This is a genomic window from Serratia ureilytica (assembly GCF_017309605.1).
In the GTDB taxonomy this organism is placed as follows: Bacteria; Pseudomonadota; Gammaproteobacteria; order Enterobacterales; family Enterobacteriaceae; genus Serratia; species Serratia ureilytica.
Map to the genome: position 1 here is coordinate 1,358,811 of NZ_CP071320.1, position 16,468 is coordinate 1,375,278.

Below are 16,468 nucleotides of genomic sequence, written 5' to 3' on the forward strand. Positions count from 1 at the left end.
TCTTTACTTTCACTTATCTTCCTGTTGTTTCTGGATATCGGCCGGCCAGCCGTGCCGGTTTTTTTGTCGCCTCAGGCTGAATCGTTCCAACTGATGAACGCGCCTGAGGGGCATCTTGGCTCGCCGTCGGCGGGTCTTTTGAACGCGTGGAACCGCAGTTCCGCGCTGGTGGAGGAGTCAGCATGAACGAAAAACACGGGTGTTCCTGTGCGCGCCATTTGGCGCAGGGTTTCGCCAGGCAGTCGATCAACGCCGGGGAGGGCGAAATCTATCAAATCTCGCTGATGAGCGCGCTCATCGACGGGGTTTATGAAGGGGAGACCACCATCGCCGAATTGCTGAAACACGGCGATTTCGGCCTCGGCACCTTCAATCATCTGGATGGCGAACTGATCGCGTTCGATCAGGAAATACACCAGCTGCGCGCCGACGGCAGCGCCCGCCCGGCCGGTTTGCAACAGAAAACCCCTTTCGCCGTCGTCACCTTTTTCCAGCCCAGCGTCAGCCAGCAATTCGATCGGCCGATCACCAAGGCGCAACTGCACCAATGCATCGATGAACAGGTCGCCTCGCCGAACCTGTTCTGCGCGGTGCGGGTCGACGGTGAGTTCAGCCATGTCGAAACCCGCACCGTGCCGCGTCAGGAACGGCCTTACCGCCCAATGCTGGAAGCGATAGAAGAGCAGCCGACCTTCTCGTTCCATCAGCGGCGCGGCACGCTGGTCGGCTTCCGCTCGCCCGATTACATGCAGGGCATCGGCGTGGCCGGCTATCACGAACACTTCGTTACCGACGACCGAAGCGGCGGCGGCCACGTGCTGGATTACCAGCTCGATCATGGCCGCCTGCAGTTCGGCGTCATCACCCGTCTCAATCTTCAGTTGCCGCATGATGCGGATTTCTTGCGCGCCAACCTCTGTCCAGAGGATTTGGATCGCGCAATTCGTTCCGCCGAGGGCTAATCCCGGCGATCGTTTTCTTAGGAGGTGGAACCATGGCACAGGAAAAAACAGGCAATGACTGGCAATGCGGCGCCGACTTGGTGGTGAAAAACCTGGAAGCGCAGGGCGTCAAACACGTTTTCGGCATTCCGGGCGCCAAGATCGACCGGGTGTTCGATTCGCTGGAAGATGCGCCGTCGATCGAAACGGTAGTGGTGCGCCATGAGGCCAACGCGGCCTTTATGGCGGCGGCGGTCGGCCGCCTGACCGGCAAGGCGGGGGTGGCGCTGGTCACCTCCGGGCCGGGCAGCTCCAACCTGATCACCGGGCTGGCAACCGCCACCTCGGAAGGGGATGCAGTGGTGGCCTTCGGCGGCGCGGTGAAGCGCGCCGACAGCCTGAAGCAGACGCACCAGAGCATGGATACCGTCAGCATGTTCCGGCCGGTGACCAAGTACTGCGCCGAAGTGCATGCCGGTTCGGCGATTTCCGAGGTGATCGCCAACGCCTTCCGCCGCGCCGAGTTCGGCCGGCCGGGGGCGTCGTTCGTCAGCCTGCCGATGGATATCGTCAATGAGCCGGTCACGGCGCCGGTGCTGGCGGGCTGCCGCTTGCCGCGCATGGGGGCCGCGGCGGCGGACGACATTCAGGCGGCGGTGAAACTGATCCGCCAGGCCAAATGCCCGGTGCTGCTGCTGGGCTTGCAGGCCAGCCGGCCGGAGAACAGCGAGGCGGTGCGCCATCTGCTGTACCGCACCCATATGCCGGTGGTCGGCACCTATCAGGCGGCGGGGGTGATTGACGTCAATCACTTTGCCCGCTTCGCCGGCCGCGTCGGCCTGTTCAACAACCAGCCGGCCGATCAGCTGTTGCAAAAGGCCGATCTGGTGGTCAGCGTCGGCTACGATCCGATCGAATACGATCCGTGCATGTGGAACAGCCACGGGCGGCTGAAGCTGGTGCATATCGACGTGCTGCCGGCGGACATCGATACCTGCTATCGGCCGGACGTCGAGCTGGTGGGCAACATCAGCGCCACGCTGAACATGATGACCGAAGCGTTCAATGAGGCGGTCTGCGTCCCGGCGGAGGTGGAACTGATCCTGACCGATCTCGGCCGCCAGCGCGCCGAATTGGCGGAACGCGCCGCGCGCCGCGGCGGCATGCCGATCCATCCGTTGCGCATCGTCAAGGAGCTGCAGGACATCGTCAGCGACGACGTGACGCTGTGCGTGGACATGGGCAGTTTCCACATCTGGATAGCCCGCTATCTTTACAGCTTCCGCGCTCGCCAGCTGTTGATCTCCAACGGCCAGCAAACCATGGGGGTAGCGCTGCCGTGGGCCATTGGCGCGGCGCTGGTGCGCCCCGGCGATAAGGTGGTGTCAATCTCCGGCGACGGCGGCTTCATGCAGTCGAGCATGGAGCTGGAGACCGCGGTGCGGCTGAAAAACAACATCGTGCACGTGATCTGGGTCGATAACGCTTACAACATGGTGGAAATGCAGGAAGTGAACAAATACCAGCGCAAATCCGGCGTGGAGTTCGGGCCGATCGACTTCAAGGCCTACGCGGAATCCTGCGGCGCGGTCGGTTTCGCCGTGCAGTCGGTGGAAGATCTGCGGCCGATGCTGCGCAAGGCGATGGAGATCCAGGGGCCGGTGGTGGTGGCCATTCCGGTCGACTACGCCGATAACTATAAGCTGATGGCGCAGATGAACTTCAGCCAGATGATTTAATTTCATCATCCTCGCGCCGTTTCACCGGGGCAGGCCGCTTGCGCGCCTGCCCGTTTTTATGCGCGGAATTTGTCCTTTACATCGCTAACTGCATGATTTATTGCTATCCGTTCGGCTGTTTTTTCACCACTGGGGATAGCGCAATGAAAAGAAAAGCAATAACGATCGGGCTGCTGGCGTTGGCGATTGCCGGCGGCGCGCGGGCCAATACGCTGGTCTACTGTTCCGAAGGCTCGCCGGAAGGCTTCAACCCGCAGCTGTTCACCTCCGGCACCACGGTAGACGCCAGTTCGGCGGCGATCTACAACCGGCTGGTGGATTTCAAACCCGGCACCGTCGAGCTGCAACCCAGCCTGGCGGAAAGCTGGGAGGTGAGCGAAGACGGCAAGCGCTATACCTTCCATCTGCGCAAGGGCGTGGCATTCCAGAGCAATAAATATTTCACGCCCACCCGCGATTTCAACGCCGATGACGTCATCTTCTCGTTTATGCGCCAGAAGGACGCCAACAACCCGTATCACAAGGTCTCCAATGGCGCCTACACCAACTTCGAGTCGATGGAGTTCGGCACGCTGATTGACCGGATCGTCAAGGTGGATGAGCACACCGTGCGCTTTGAGCTCTCCCGCGCCGAGGCGCCGTTCGTCGCCGATCTGGGCATGTATTTCGCCACCATTTTATCGGCGGAATATGCCGACGCGATGCTGAAGGCCGGCACGCCGCAGCGGGTGGACAACGATCCGATCGGCACCGGGCCGTTCCAGCTGGTGCAGTACCAGAAGGACGCGAAAATCCTCTACAAGGCGTTCGACCGCTACTGGGAAGGCAAGCCGAAGCTTGATCGGCTGGTATTCTCGATCACGCCGGATGCGGCGGTGCGTTACGCCAAGCTGCAAAAGAACGAATGCCAGGTGATGCCGTTCCCCAATCCGGCGGATCTGGCACGCATGCGGCAGGACGGCAACATTCAGGTAATGGAAAAATCCGGCTTGAATATCGGTTTCCTGGCGTTCAACACCCAGAAGAAACCGTTGGATAACGTTAAGGTGCGCCAGGCGTTGGCGCTGGCGGTCAACAAGCCGGCGATCATCGACGCGGTGTTCCACGGCGCCGGTCAGCCGGCCAAGAACCTGCTGCCGCCGGCTCAATGGGGCAGCAACGCGCAGCTTGAAGACTACCCGTATTCGCCGGAACGGGCGAAGCAGCTGTTGCAGGAGGCCGGGCTAGGGCAGGGCTTCGACATCGATCTGTGGGCGATGCCGGTGCAGCGGCCCTATAACCCCAACGCCAAGCGCATGGCGGAGATGATCCAGGCCGACTGGGCTAAAATCGGCGTGCGCGCCAAAATCGTCACCTTCGAATGGGGTGAGTATTTACAGCGGATTAAAAACGGCGAACACCAGACCGCGCTGATGGGCTGGACCACCGCCAACGGCGATCCGGACAACTTCTTCGGCCCGCTGTTTACCTGCGCTTCGCTCGGCGGTTCGAACTCGGCGAAATGGTGCTATAAACCGTTCGACCAGCTGATCCTGCAGGCGCGCGAGGAGAACGATCACGCCAAACGGGTGGCGATGTATCAGCAGGCGCAGGTGATAATGCACGATCAGATGCCGGCATTGATGATTGCGCACTCGACCATCTTCGAACCGGTGCGCAAGGAAGTGAAAGGCTACGAGATAGACCCGTTCGGCAAACACATTTTCAAGCAGGTGTCGCTGGAGAAGTAACGATAAGGCCGGGGTAACCCGGCCTTTTTCATGCCTGCGGCGCGTCGCAGTGGTAGCGGCCGCGCGGGATCACCAGCGGCGTGTGGGACAGCGGATCGTCGATGATCATGCACGGCATGCCGAACACCCGCTCCACCAGTTCGGCGGTAATGATCTCCGCCGGTTTCCCTTCCGCCACGATCTTGCCGTCGCGCATGGCGATGATGTGATCGGCATAGCGGCAGGCGTGGTTGAGATCGTGCAGCACCGCGATCAGGGTTTGACCGCGCTCGCGGTTGAGCTGGCGGAACAGATCCAGCAGCTCGATCTGGTGCGCGATGTCCAGATATGTCGTCGGTTCATCCAGCAGCAGCAGCGGCGTTTGCTGCGCCAACGCCATCGCTACCCAGACGCGCTGACGCTGCCCGCCGGACAGCTCGTCGACGCTGCGATCCGCCAGTTGGCTGACGTTGGTGGCCGCCATGGCGGCTTCCACCGCCTGTTTGTCGGCCTGTGTCCACTGTTTCAGCAGGCTCTGGTGCGGATAGCGGCCGCGCGACACCAGGTCCGCCACGGTGATGCTGTCCGGTGCGATCGAGGTTTGCGGCAGCAGGCCAAGCTCGCGCGCCAGCGCCTTGGTGGCGAAACTGCTGATGTTCTTGCCGTCCAGCATCACCTCGCCGGCGCTGGGTTTCAGCAGGCGGCACAGGGCGCGCAACAGCGTCGATTTGCCGCAGGCGTTCGGCCCGACGATCACCGTAAAGGCGCCGTCGGGGATCGCTACGCTCAGATCGTCAGCGATGATTTTATTGTCGTAGCCCAGCTTCAGGTGCGAGGCGTGCAGGCGGTGGCTCATGGCATTATCACTCTTCATTATCTATCTGCGGGCCTCACGGATGAGCAGCCAAATCAGGTACAGGCCGCCGATGCAGACGGTCACGATCCCGACCGGCAGTTGGATCGGCGCGAAAAGATGTTGGGACACCACGTCGGCGCCGAGCAGCAGCGCCGCGCCCATCAGCGCCGAGGACGTCAGGGTGACCGAGGATTGCCCGGCCAAGCGGCGGGCGATTTGCGGCGCCGCCAGCGCGATAAAGGAAATCGGCCCGGCGGTGGCGGTGACGGCGGCGGTGAGGGTGACGCCGAACAGCATCAGCCACAGCCGGCTGCTTTCGGCATTGACGCCCAGCGCGCGCGCCGTGTCGTCGCCCATTTCCAGCAGCTGTAGCCGTTTGCCCATCAACAGCGCGGCGGCGGCCGCCAGCACGATAAACGCCGTGGCGGGCTGGGCTTTCTGCCAGGTCATGCCGTTGAGCGAACCGGCCTGCCACATGGCGGCGTCCATGGCGCGCTCGAGCGAGGCGGTGATGATCAGCCAGGTATTGGTGGAGACCAGCACCGCGCTGATGGCGATGCCGACGATGATCAGCCGGAAGCCGGCGATGCCTTGCCGCCAGGCCAGCAGGTAGATGGCCAGCGCGGCGAGAATGCCGCCGGCCAGCGCGCCGCCGGCGATGTAGTAATAGCCGCCGTTGAACAGGGTGATGGCGATCAGCGCGCCGGTGTAAGCCCCCATGTTAAAGCCAATCACGTCCGGGCTGCCGAGCGGGTTGCGGATAATCGACTGGAAGATGGCGCCGCTCATGCCGAGCGCGGCGCCTAACAGCAGCGCCATGGCGATGCGCGGCAAGCGCCATTGGGTGACCACGGTGACCAGGTTTTTCGGCGCCTCGCCGGTCAGCGCGGCAAAAACCTGCTCCAGCGAAAGTTGCAGCGTGCCGTAGCACAGGGCGGCGACGGCCATCGCCAGACACAGCGCCAACAGTGAAAGGTTGACCAGCAGCAGGCGCAGCGGCAGGCGCCCGTTGATGACGCCGTCCGGGCGGCCGATATGCAGCGTGTGCGGCAGACTCATCACAGACCCCCCAGCGTTTTCTTGCGGCGCACCAGCCAGATCAGCACCGGCGCGCCGATGAAGGCCGCCACGATGGAAACGCGCAGCTCACCGGCCGCCAGCAAGCGGCCGACCACGTCGGCGCACAGCAGTAAAATCGGCGCCAGCAGCATGGAGTAGGGCAGGATCCAGCGTTGGTCGGGGCCGACCCACCAGCGGGCGATATGCGGCACCATCAGGCCGATGAAACTGATCGGGCCGACGGTGGCGGTCGCCGCGCCGCACAGCAGCGTAATGGCGAGCACTGCGATCGCCTGAGTCAGCACTACGCGCGCGCCGAGCGCGATAGCCAGATCTTCCCCCATGCCGATGGTATTCAGCGGCCGGGCGATGAGCAGCGTCAGCAGGCAGCCGAGCAAAATGGCGGGGGCGGTCACCGGCAGGGTGGCCAGCGTGCGGATATCCAGCGTGCCGGCCTGCCAGAAGCGCAGTTGGTCGAAGGTTTGCGGATCGATCAGCGACAGCCCGGTGGTGATGCCGAGCAACACCGCGCCGATCGCCACGCCGGCCAGCGTCAGCCGCACCGGGTTGATGCGCCCACCCGCCAGCGTGCCGATCACGTAGACCAGCAGGGTGGTGACGGCGGCGCCGACAAAGGCGTAGGCCATATAGCTTTCGGTGGTGGCGGCGCCGAAAAACATGATGCCGATGACCACGGCGAAGCTGGCGCCGGCGTTGATGCCGAGCACGCCGGGATCGGCCAGCGGATTGCGCGTCAGCGCCTGAATCAGCGCGCCGGCGGCGCCGAGCGCCATGCCGGCCAAGATGCCCGCCAGCGTACGGGGCACACGGGCGTTGAGAATGATGGTGCTGTCGGAGCCGCTCGCGGCGCCCTGTAGGCTGAGCCAGACGGTATGGAAGGGGATGGCTTTGGAACCCAGCATCAGGCTGGCAATGATGCACAGCAACAACAACGCCAAGCCGATACCGAACCCGGCGATGCGTTTGAAGCCACTGGCGTAAGCTGCGTGCGGTGCGGACGAAAGCGTCCGCTCAGTCGGAGTGGGTACGTTCACACCGGTAACTCCTTTATGATTTTTATTCTCATTGTTATTTGCGTTCGTGAAGGGCGCTAATAGTAGCACGAGTTTACGCCCGCATGCACCCGCCGGTTGGTGGCGCAGGTGCGTTGACGATGTTAATAACTATTGATATTTCAATTGATTGAATGTGAATAGTTGCCCTGTTTATGGCAAACGTCGGCAGAAGGCTGACCTGCCGACGGCGTGGCTCAGGGCTTTTTAAACAGCCGTTCGATTTGGTTCAGCATGTTGGTGGCGCTGTAATAATCGAGGCGGAAGGTGTCGTTGCCGACGGCGTAGACGTGCCGCTGTTCCACCGGCTCCAGATGTTTAAGGAACGGGTTGGTCAGCACCTCTTGCACTTTGCGCTCATTGGTGGCGAACAGGATCAGGGTTTTGCCGTTCAGGCCTTCGGCCATTTTTTCGCCGGAGATTTGGATGATGTCATGGCGTTTACCCATGCTGGCGTTGCCTTTGGCGCTTTCCGGCGGGGTGGCCAATTGGAAGCCAAGCTGGGTGAGCAGCTTGCCCTGGGCGGAGCCCGGTGTCCACAGCATGGCCTCACGGCCGTTGTCGGCATACACCAACGGCGTGGTCGGCTGCGGCGGCAGGGTAATCGCCTGCTTCACTTGTTCCACGCGCTGCTCGAAACGATCTTCCGCCTGTTTGGCGCCGGCTTCGTGACCGGTGATCTCACCGAGCTCGCTGGCCAGCTGTTGCCAGCTTTTGTCGCCGTAATCGAGCACCAGCGTCGGCGCAATGGCGGACAGCTGATCGTACAGTTTCAGCGCCGAATCACCGCCGGTCGCGGCGACGACGATCAAATCCGGCGCGGCGGCGGCAACGGCTTCGGCATTGGGTTCCACCTGATACAGCCGTTCGACGTGGCGCTGTTTGGCCACTTCGCTCCACTGGGTAAAGAAGCCTTGTTGATCGGCCACCAGGGGATTTGGGCTGGTGGCGGCGCTGGCGACCACCGGGGCGTCGATAGCCAGTAACGTGCCGGTGATGGTGACGCTGGTGGATACGATGCGCTGCGGCGGTTTTTCCAGCGTGAACTTCCCTTTGGCGCTATCGATGGTGCGCGGCCAACTGCTGTCGGCAGCGGGGGCGGACGGTTTCTGCCCGTCGCTCTTGTCGTCCGGGCCGCAACCGCTGAGCAGCAAGGCCGCGGCGGCAATAACTGAAATGAACAGCTGACGTAAGGATAGGGTCATGAGCGGGCTCTTTCTTTCCTTAAACTAAGGCGTATCAATCCGCGTGCGGATTGCTGGGGAGTGTTATGCCCGCTAATTTACCATTCAAGCCGTCAAAATGATAACCATTCGTATCTCAGCGCGTGGCGAATGAAGAAAGGGAGGCGAACGGCAGAAACGAAAAAAGCGCCAAAAGGCGCTTTTTTCTGAATTGGTGGGTCGTGCAGGATTGATTCGGCCTGTGGCCTCACCCTGCGGGCAACGCTGCGCGTTGTCGTATCGCTGCGCGATGCTCGAACCTCTACGGTTCTTCATCCTACACGACCCGGTGAACTCTGTCGGCGAGAGATGAAGTCAGAGTCGGATGGTGCAGAAACGAAAAAAGCGCCAAAAGGCGCTTTTCTCTGAATTGGTGGGTCGTGCAGGATTCGAACCTGCGACCAATTGATTAAAAGTCAACTGCTCTACCAACTGAGCTAACGACCCGCAGAAGTGGTGGGTGATGACGGGCTCGAACCGCCGACCCCCTCCGTGTAAAGGAGATGCTCTACCAACTGAGCTAATCGCCCCGTCTTGTTGGAGTCGCATTATAGGGATAGTTCAAAGTGAGTCAACGGTTTTTAAAATGATTTCAATCGTTCGCCGCAAATTTAGGCAGGGCGCGATAATTATCGCCAACGGCGCCGATTCTTTGCGCAACGCTCTGCGAAACTCGCCGCAAAACGCGCGAAATCGACCGGCGCAATATCGTGTCGGCGTTGAGGAATTAGCGCGTGGTGATACAATGTCGTCCACTCTTTTTTCAATTCCGAGCAATCGTCGGCCATCGCCGACACGCGTTGCGTAATAAGGCAGTGAACCCAATGAAAATCAAAACCCGTTTTGCACCGAGCCCGACCGGCTATCTCCACGTCGGCGGCGCGCGTACCGCACTTTACTCCTGGCTGTTCAGCCGCCATGCGGGCGGTGAGTTCGTTCTGCGTATCGAAGATACCGATCTGGAACGCTCTACCCAGGACGCGATCGACGCAATTATGGATGGCATGAACTGGTTGAACCTGGATTGGGATGAAGGCCCGTACTTCCAGACCAAGCGTTTCGATCGCTACAATGCGGTCATCGACGAAATGCTGGAGCAGGGCACGGCCTATAAATGCTATTGCTCCAAGGAACGCCTGGAAGCGCTGCGCGAGAAGCAGATGGAAAACGGCGAGAAGCCGCGTTACGACGGCCACTGCCGCGACAGCCAGTGCAGCCACACCGACGACGAGCCGCACGTGGTGCGCTTCCGTAACCCGCAGGAAGGGTCGGTGATCTTCGACGATAAAATTCGCGGCCCGATCGAATTCAGCAACCAGGAGCTGGACGATCTGATCATCCGCCGCACCGACGGTTCGCCAACCTATAACTTCTGCGTCGTTGTCGATGACTGGGACATGGAAATCACCCACGTGATCCGCGGCGAAGACCACATCAACAACACCCCGCGCCAGATCAACATTCTGAAAGCGCTGGGCGCGCCGGTGCCGGAATACGCGCACGTGTCGATGATCCTCGGCGACGACGGTAAAAAGCTGTCCAAGCGTCACGGCGCCGTGGGCGTGATGCAGTACCGCGACGACGGCTATCTGCCGCAGGCGCTGCTGAACTACCTGGTGCGTCTGGGCTGGTCCCACGGCGATCAGGAGATCTTCTCCATCGACGAGATGAAAGAGTTCTTCACGCTGGAAGCGATCAACAAATCCGCCAGCGCGTTCAACACCGAGAAGCTGCAGTGGCTGAACCACCACTACATCAACCATATGCCGGCGGAAGAAGTGGCGGTGCATCTGGCATGGCACGTTGAGCAACTGGGCATTGAAACCCGCAACGGGCCGGAACTGAAGGACATCGTCAAGCTGCTGGGCGAGCGCTGCAAGACGCTGAAAGAGATGGCGGAGTCTTGCCGTTACTTCTACGAAGACTTCAGCGAGTTCGACGCCGACGCCGCCAAGAAGCACCTGCGTCCGGTCGCGCGTCAGCCGCTGGAAGCGGTGCGCGCCAAGCTGGCCGCCATCACCGTCTGGACGCCGGAAAACGTGCACGACGCCATTCAGGGCACGGCGGATGAGCTGGGCGTCGGCATGGGTAAAGTCGGCATGCCGCTGCGTGTCGCGGTGACCGGCGCCGGCCAGTCGCCGGGCATGGACGTGACCGTGCATGCGATCGGCCAGAAGCGTTCGCTGCAGCGTATCGATATGGCGCTGGCTTACATCGCCGAGCGTGAAGCCCAAGCCTGATTAGGCTGATACGCCTTAAAGAAAAAGCCCCGTGGAGCGATCCCGGGGCTTTTTTATTGCGCTTTGTCAGGCTTGTTCGCTAGCCGGCAAACCCGGACGGTAGGCGAGGAAATACATCAACCCGACAAAGCCGGCGCCGCCCAGCGCATTGCCGAGAAATACCGCGACGAAATTAGGCAGATACTGCTCCCAGCCCATGCCGCCGGCAAAGATGGCCGCCGGGATGATGAACATATTCGCCACCACGTGCTGGAAGCCGATGGCGACAAAAGCCATGACCGGGAACCACATGCCGATCACTTTGCCCGGCACATCTTTGCTGGCGAAGGCTAACCACACCGCCAGGCATACCAACCAGTTGCAGCCGACGCCGGAAATGAAGGCGTGCAGGAAGTCCGCATCCACTTTGGCCTGCGCGATCGCCAGCGTCTTATGTAAAAACGCGCCTTCGGTCAGGCTCAGCAGGTGGCCGAAGAAGTAGGCGACGGCCACGCTGCCGGCGAAGTTGGCCAGGGTGACCCAAAACCAGTTGCGCAGCACGGCGATGGCGGGAATTTCACGGGCGAACCAGGCCATTGGCAAGGTCATCATGTTGCCGGTCAGCAGTTCGCCGCCGGCCAGAAGGGTCAGGATCAAACCGATAGGGAAGACCGCGGCGCCCAACAGCGCGCCGAAAGAGCCCCATTCGGCCGGCAGGGTGCCGATGACGTGAATATCCAGCAGGAAGCCGGTGGCGATAAAGGCGCCGGCGAGAAAGCCCAGAATCAGCAGATTAGCGAGAGGGGCGCGGCTTTTGTTTACCCCGGCCTGAACGGCGAGGGCGGCGATTTCTTTTGGTGAATGCAAAGACATGACGGACTCGGTTTATAGTAATAAAGTTTATGGCGCGGGCAGTCTATGCCGCTCGGGAGCCCGACTCAAGCGCATTTCGCTAACATTCCGTTAATTAAAAATCAACGTGATATGCAGGGTCTTTTATCATTTTGAGAAGTAGCACGCAAAATGGATGAACTCTGCGCAAAGTGATGATTTTTTGGCGCCAAAGATGCTGATTTGGCGGCTTTTTCAACGCTTGATTCAGTAATTCAATTTAGCCGTTGACAGCTTTGAGCGGGTTTCATATTATGCGCCCCGTTCACAGCACAAAGTGATTGTGGAACGGGGCTATAGCTCAGCTGGGAGAGCGCTTGCATGGCATGCAAGAGGTCGACGGTTCGATCCCGTCTAGCTCCACCAACCTTCTTCTCAGAGAGGTTGGGGAATACCGTAACGCCGGTCAACGCGTACCACTTTTGTGGGGCTATAGCTCAGCTGGGAGAGCGCTTGCATGGCATGCAAGAGGTCGACGGTTCGATCCCGTCTAGCTCCACCACCATTTGAAAAGCCGACCTTAGGGTCGGCTTTTTGCTTTGCGTTATTTCACCTTCGCCGAATGCCAGTGACTAGTCCTGATATAGGTTGACACTTTTCAGCCGGATAACGCCCGATGAACTTCATCGGGCGTTTTGTATTTCAGCGACAGGTGCGGCCGCCGTGTGTTGTAGATGTTCACCGACTCTCTGACCATCTTTCTTGCTTGCGCGATATCTTCTGGCCTGCCGAGCAGATATTCCGTTTTGAGTATCCCGTTCATCCGTTCCGCCAGCGCATTCTGATAACAATCATACCCGTCCGTCATCGAGCAGGTGACACCATATCTCTGATGTAACGCCTGATACTCCTGCGAGCAGTACTGGATACCCCTGTCCGAGTGGTGTACCAACGGCAACGCCGTGCGCCTGCCGGCCAGTGCCATTTTGAACGCGCAGGCGACATGCCGGGTATGCAAACTGTCATGCACATGATATCCCACGATTTTTCTCGACCAGGCATCCGTTATCAGGCTGACATACGCCGTCCCCGTTCTCAGCGGCAGGTAAGTGATGTCCGCCACCCATACGTGTTCCGGACGGCTGGCGATGACCTGATTGTCCCCCGCCTTCAGCAGATTGGGATGGCGATAAAAACGATGATGGCTGTGCGTCGTCTTGTGATAGGCCCGTTTAGGCATCACCAGTAACCGCGCGCAGCGCAGGATATTGAACAGCCGGTCACGGCCCACATGCAACGCCGGTTCGGGGCGTTGCCGCAGCAGGTGATGCAGCTTACGCGTCCCCAGCCGGGGTTGATGCAAGCGGATGGCCGTCACCTGTTCGACGAGATGCCGGGCCTGCTCCTCTCTGCCTGCTTCACGCTGCAGGGACTGATACCACGCTTGTCGGCTGATGCCCATCCATCGGCAGGCCCGCGTTACTGTGAGTCCCGGTACTTGTGTTTGCGCGATAAGGCGGTTAACTGCTTTTTTGTCAGCGTGGCGCCAAAGTCGGTATTCATCACTTTGACGACGGCTTCGAAGAACTGTGCTTTGACTTCAGATTCAGCCAGTTGCTGCTCAAGTTCTTTAATACGCTGTTCGGGCGTCAGGGGAAGTTTGGGCATGTTGTCTCCGCACGTTTTGCTGGAAGGCGAAGTTCGCCAGTCAAGCTGACCATATTTGCGCAGCCAGTTCATAACAGTCTGGCTGCCCTGGATACCGTAGCGGTCTTGCACCTGACGGTATGTCATCTCGCCTTTTTCGACCTGTTCGACGACGGCTAATTTAAAGGATAGAGAGTAATCGCGTTGTGTGCGTTTAACATACTGGTTCATCACATTTTCCTCTGTGCGTGAGTAAAATGTGTCAACGCTATTCAGGACGGGTCACAGCCAATAAAAAAGGCGCCCGCAGGCGCCTTATCATTGCTGTAAATTTCAGGCTTAGCCCAGCACCAGGCCCGCGATGGAAGCGGACAGGATGCTGACCAGCGTAGAGCCGTACACCAGCTTCAGGCCAAAGCGCGACACCACGTTGCCCTGGTGTTCGTTCAGGCCCTTGATCGCACCGGCCACGATGCCGATGGAAGAGAAGTTGGCGAAGGACACCAGGAACACCGACAGGATCCCCAGGCTGCGTGGCGACAGTTCGGCAGACACTTTCTGCAGCTCCATCATTGCCACGAACTCGTTGGAAACCAGCTTGGTGGCCATGATGCTGCCGACCTGCAGGGCTTCGTGTTTAGGAATCCCCATGATCCAGGCGAACGGATAGAAGAAGTAACCGAGGATTTCCTGGAAGCTCAGGCCGAAGATGGCGCTGAACACACCGTTGAGCGCGGCGATCAGGGCGATGAAGCCGATCAGCATCGCGGCAACGATAATCGCTACTTTGAAGCCGGCCAGGATATATTCACCCAGCATTTCGAAGAAGCTCTGGCCTTCGTGCAGGTTACCGAGGTGCAGCTCTTCTTCTTTATTGGTGTCGTACGGGTTGACCAGCGACAGCACGATAAAGGTGCTGAACATGTTCAATACCAGCGCCGCCACCACGAACTTGGCGTCCAGCATGGTCATGTAGGCGCCGACGATGGACATGGACACCGTAGACATCGCGGTCGCCGCCATGGTGTACATGCGCTTTTCCGACATCTTGCCCAGGATATCCTTGTAGGCGATGAAGTTTTCGGATTGGCCCAGGATCAGCGAGCTGACGGCGTTGAACGACTCCAGCTTGCCCATGCCGTTCACTTTCGACAGCACGGTACCGATAATACGGATGATGAACGGCAGCACTTTGATGTACTGCAGAATACCGATCAGCGCCGAAATGAAGACGATCGGGCACAGCACCTTCAGGAAGAAGAACGCCAGGCCTTTGTCGCCCATGCCGCCGAATACGAAATCAGTCCCTTGTCCCGCAAACCCGAGCAGTTTGTCAAACAGCGCGGCAAATCCTTTTACGAAGCCCAAACCCGCTTCCGAATGCAGGAAAAAGTAGGCCAGCAGTACTTCGATAACCAGTAGTTGAATAACATAGCGAATGCGGATGCTTTTACGATCGCGGCACACCAACAGGGCCAGGATCGCCACCACCACTATCGCCAACGCAAAGTGCGCAATATGGGACATGTTTGCTCCAAATTTGAGGCAGGCTGAATTTCGGCTGTCATTTTATGTAACGCTACGTTTAAAAACGAGACTTCTATTGCAAATATGGAAAATCATAGCGGGAATTCTCCTAAAGTGTTGCGCAAAAGCATAAAAAATCAAGATGTTAAAGCAGAAATAGGAAATTCGTATTCTTGTGCTAACCTGTCTTTCAGGGGTATTGCAGCCAAAATCCCATCAGAAAAGCATGGAAATCGGCAAGCTCCGCGCTGAACCCTTCGATAAAACCATTAATGTTGGCTATTACAGAGATAAGTTTTACCGCTCTAAATGCGCTTGATAATTATTATCATTTATATAGAGTGGAGATAAACGTAATTTCAGTAAGGGTTCAACATATGCTGAACAGTCGCGTGGTTGAAACCACCTCCGGTCGCTCCGCCAGAAAAATCAAACTCTCGCTGATGGGGCCCGCCTTCATCGCCGCGATCGGCTATATCGACCCCGGCAACTTCGCTACCAACATCCAGGCCGGCGCCTCGTTCGGCTACAGTTTGCTGTGGGTCGTGGTCTGGGCCAACGTGATGGCGATGCTGATCCAACTGCTGTCTGCCAAGCTGGGCATCGCCACCGGGAAAAACCTGGCCGAGCATATTCGCGATCGTTTCCCGCGGCCGGCGGTATGGGCCTATTGGGTGCAGGCGGAGATCATCGCCATGGCGACCGATCTGGCCGAATTTATCGGCGCGGCGATCGGCTTCAAGCTGCTGCTCGGCGTGTCCCTGTTGCAGGGCGCGGTGCTGACCGGCATCGCCACCTTTTTAATTTTGATGCTGCAAAAACGCGGGCAAAAGCCACTGGAGCTGGTTATTGGTGGCCTGCTGCTGTTCGTCGCCGCCGCTTATATCGTCGAGTTGGCATTCTCCCAGCCGCAGCTCGCGCCGTTGCTGAAGGGCATGGCGCTGCCCGATCTGCCTAACGGCGATGCGGTATTTCTCGCCGCCGGGGTATTGGGCGCCACCATCATGCCGCACGTGATCTACCTGCATTCGTCGCTCACCCAAATCGGCGGCGAGCACGACAAGGCGGAGCGCTATGCCGCCACCAAAGTCGATGTCGCCGTCGCCATGACTATCGCCGGTTTCGTTAACCTGGCGATGATGGCCACTGCCGCCGCCGCGTTTCATTTCAGCGGCAACAGCGGCATCGCCGATCTTGACGTGGCCTATCTGACGCTGCAACCGCTGCTCGGGCAAGCCGCCGCCACCGTGTTTGGTCTGAGCCTGGTGGCCGCCGGCCTCTCTTCTACCGTAGTGGGCACGCTGGCGGGGCAGGTGGTGATGCAGGGGTTCGTGCATTTCCATATTCCGCTGTGGCTGCGGCGCGCGGTGACCATGCTGCCGTCGTTTATCGTCATCATGCTCGGGATGGACGCGACGCGGATTCTGGTGTTGAGCCAGGTGCTGCTCAGCTTCGGCATTGCGTTGGCGCTGGTGCCGCTGCTGGCTTTCACCGGCAATCGGGCGCTGATGGGGGAGATGGTTAACGGCCCCGTGGTGCAAAACCTGGGCAAGCTGATCGTGCTGGTGGTGGTGGGATTGAACGGCTACCTGCTGATCGGCAGCGTGTTGTAGGCAAAAAAAGCGCGGGCCGGCATGGTGCCGG

General features: G+C 59.5%; 11 protein-coding genes, 4 tRNA genes, 1 other RNA gene and 1 pseudogene. 7 read left to right on the top strand and 10 right to left on the bottom strand.

Annotation, left to right across the window (positions count from 1 at the left end; all coding sequences use genetic code 11):
- The first annotated feature begins 182 nt into the window (after positions 1 to 182).
- From budA to J0X03_RS06285, 3 genes are all read left to right on the top strand, one after another.
- Positions 183 to 962, top strand: coding sequence for an acetolactate decarboxylase (budA, locus tag J0X03_RS06275; protein WP_033643951.1), 780 nt, complete (start codon positions 183 to 185; stop codon positions 960 to 962).
- A gap of 32 nt (positions 963 to 994) precedes the next feature.
- Positions 995 to 2,680, top strand: a complete 1,686-nt coding sequence (gene alsS, locus J0X03_RS06280) for an acetolactate synthase AlsS (RefSeq protein ID WP_033643950.1) — start codon at positions 995 to 997, stop codon at positions 2,678 to 2,680.
- A gap of 143 nt (positions 2,681 to 2,823) precedes the next feature.
- Positions 2,824 to 4,410, top strand: coding sequence for an ABC transporter substrate-binding protein (locus J0X03_RS06285; protein ID WP_060660402.1), 1,587 nt, complete (start codon positions 2,824 to 2,826; stop codon positions 4,408 to 4,410).
- Positions 4,411 to 4,438: 28 nt separating this feature from the next.
- Here the strand turns inward: J0X03_RS06285 and J0X03_RS06290 are convergent, their stop codons facing one another.
- The 7 genes from J0X03_RS06290 to J0X03_RS06320 all read right to left on the bottom strand — a co-directional run bounded on the left by J0X03_RS06290 (position 4,439) and on the right by J0X03_RS06320 (position 9,130).
- Complete coding sequence (locus tag J0X03_RS06290) at positions 4,439 to 5,245, bottom strand: ABC transporter ATP-binding protein (RefSeq protein ID WP_004936408.1); 807 nt, start codon at positions 5,243 to 5,245, stop codon at positions 4,439 to 4,441.
- Positions 5,246 to 5,266: 21 nt separating this feature from the next.
- Entirely contained in the window at positions 5,267 to 6,304 is a 1,038-nt protein-coding gene (gene fepG / locus J0X03_RS06295) for an iron-enterobactin ABC transporter permease (RefSeq protein ID WP_033643949.1), read from the bottom strand.
- Entirely contained in the window at positions 6,304 to 7,359 is a 1,056-nt protein-coding gene (fepD, locus tag J0X03_RS06300) for a Fe(3+)-siderophore ABC transporter permease (protein WP_089195036.1), read from the bottom strand. The genes fepG and fepD overlap by 1 nt, the downstream gene beginning before the upstream one ends.
- A gap of 215 nt (positions 7,360 to 7,574) precedes the next feature.
- Positions 7,575 to 8,582, bottom strand: a complete 1,008-nt coding sequence (fepB, locus tag J0X03_RS06305; RefSeq protein ID WP_033643947.1) for a Fe2+-enterobactin ABC transporter substrate-binding protein — start codon at positions 8,580 to 8,582, stop codon at positions 7,575 to 7,577.
- A gap of 191 nt (positions 8,583 to 8,773) precedes the next feature.
- Positions 8,774 to 8,897, bottom strand: a non-coding RNA gene (locus tag J0X03_RS06310) — RtT sRNA.
- Between the two features lie 74 nt (positions 8,898 to 8,971).
- Positions 8,972 to 9,047, bottom strand: a tRNA-Lys gene (locus tag J0X03_RS06315).
- Positions 9,048 to 9,054: 7 nt separating this feature from the next.
- A tRNA-Val gene (locus J0X03_RS06320) sits at positions 9,055 to 9,130 on the bottom strand.
- Between the two features lie 294 nt (positions 9,131 to 9,424).
- On the opposite strand from J0X03_RS06320, the gene gltX reads away from it, so the two are divergent.
- The gene (gene gltX / locus J0X03_RS06325) at positions 9,425 to 10,840 is read left to right on the top strand and encodes a glutamate--tRNA ligase (protein WP_033643946.1); all 1,416 of its coding nucleotides are present in this window, start codon (positions 9,425 to 9,427) and stop codon (positions 10,838 to 10,840) included.
- Positions 10,841 to 10,906: 66 nt separating this feature from the next.
- Here gltX and J0X03_RS06330 read toward each other — a convergent pair whose 3' ends face one another.
- Positions 10,907 to 11,692, bottom strand: coding sequence for a formate/nitrite transporter family protein (locus J0X03_RS06330; RefSeq protein WP_122016648.1), 786 nt, complete (start codon positions 11,690 to 11,692; stop codon positions 10,907 to 10,909).
- 308 nt (positions 11,693 to 12,000) lie between these two features.
- On the opposite strand from J0X03_RS06330, the gene J0X03_RS06335 reads away from it, so the two are divergent.
- Both J0X03_RS06335 and J0X03_RS06340 read left to right on the top strand, forming a co-directional pair.
- A tRNA-Ala gene (locus J0X03_RS06335) sits at positions 12,001 to 12,076 on the top strand.
- A gap of 60 nt (positions 12,077 to 12,136) precedes the next feature.
- Positions 12,137 to 12,212, top strand: a tRNA-Ala gene (locus J0X03_RS06340).
- 70 nt (positions 12,213 to 12,282) lie between these two features.
- Here J0X03_RS06340 and J0X03_RS06345 read toward each other — a convergent pair.
- Both J0X03_RS06345 and J0X03_RS06350 read right to left on the bottom strand, forming a co-directional pair.
- Positions 12,283 to 13,528, bottom strand: a pseudogene (locus tag J0X03_RS06345) (IS3 family transposase).
- A gap of 108 nt (positions 13,529 to 13,636) precedes the next feature.
- A complete protein-coding gene (locus tag J0X03_RS06350) occupies positions 13,637 to 14,824 on the bottom strand; it encodes a NupC/NupG family nucleoside CNT transporter (RefSeq protein WP_004936373.1) in 1,188 nt (395 codons plus the stop codon).
- Between the two features lie 377 nt (positions 14,825 to 15,201).
- On the opposite strand from J0X03_RS06350, the gene J0X03_RS06355 reads away from it, so the two are divergent.
- Positions 15,202 to 16,437, top strand: a complete 1,236-nt coding sequence (locus J0X03_RS06355) for an Nramp family divalent metal transporter (RefSeq protein WP_160204468.1) — start codon at positions 15,202 to 15,204, stop codon at positions 16,435 to 16,437.
- Positions 16,438 to 16,468 lie beyond the last annotated feature (31 nt).

Excerpts from the sequence above, each read along its gene's own strand:
- budA (WP_033643951.1), top strand. The coding sequence starts at position 183 with ATGAACGAAAAACACGGGTGTTCCTGTGCGCGCCATTTGGCGCAGGGT.
- alsS (WP_033643950.1), top strand. The coding sequence starts at position 995 with ATGGCACAGGAAAAAACAGGCAATGACTGGCAATGCGGCGCCGACTTG.
- J0X03_RS06285 (WP_060660402.1), top strand. The coding sequence starts at position 2,824 with ATGAAAAGAAAAGCAATAACGATCGGGCTGCTGGCGTTGGCGATTGCC.
- J0X03_RS06290 (WP_004936408.1), bottom strand. The coding sequence starts at position 5,245 with ATGAGCCACCGCCTGCACGCCTCGCACCTGAAGCTGGGCTACGACAAT.
- fepG (WP_033643949.1), bottom strand. The coding sequence starts at position 6,304 with ATGAGTCTGCCGCACACGCTGCATATCGGCCGCCCGGACGGCGTCATC.
- fepB (WP_033643947.1), bottom strand. The coding sequence starts at position 8,582 with ATGACCCTATCCTTACGTCAGCTGTTCATTTCAGTTATTGCCGCCGCG.
- gltX (WP_033643946.1), top strand. The coding sequence starts at position 9,425 with ATGAAAATCAAAACCCGTTTTGCACCGAGCCCGACCGGCTATCTCCAC.
- J0X03_RS06330 (WP_122016648.1), bottom strand. The coding sequence starts at position 11,692 with ATGTCTTTGCATTCACCAAAAGAAATCGCCGCCCTCGCCGTTCAGGCC.
- J0X03_RS06350 (WP_004936373.1), bottom strand. The coding sequence starts at position 14,824 with ATGTCCCATATTGCGCACTTTGCGTTGGCGATAGTGGTGGTGGCGATC.
- J0X03_RS06355 (WP_160204468.1), top strand. The coding sequence starts at position 15,202 with ATGCTGAACAGTCGCGTGGTTGAAACCACCTCCGGTCGCTCCGCCAGA.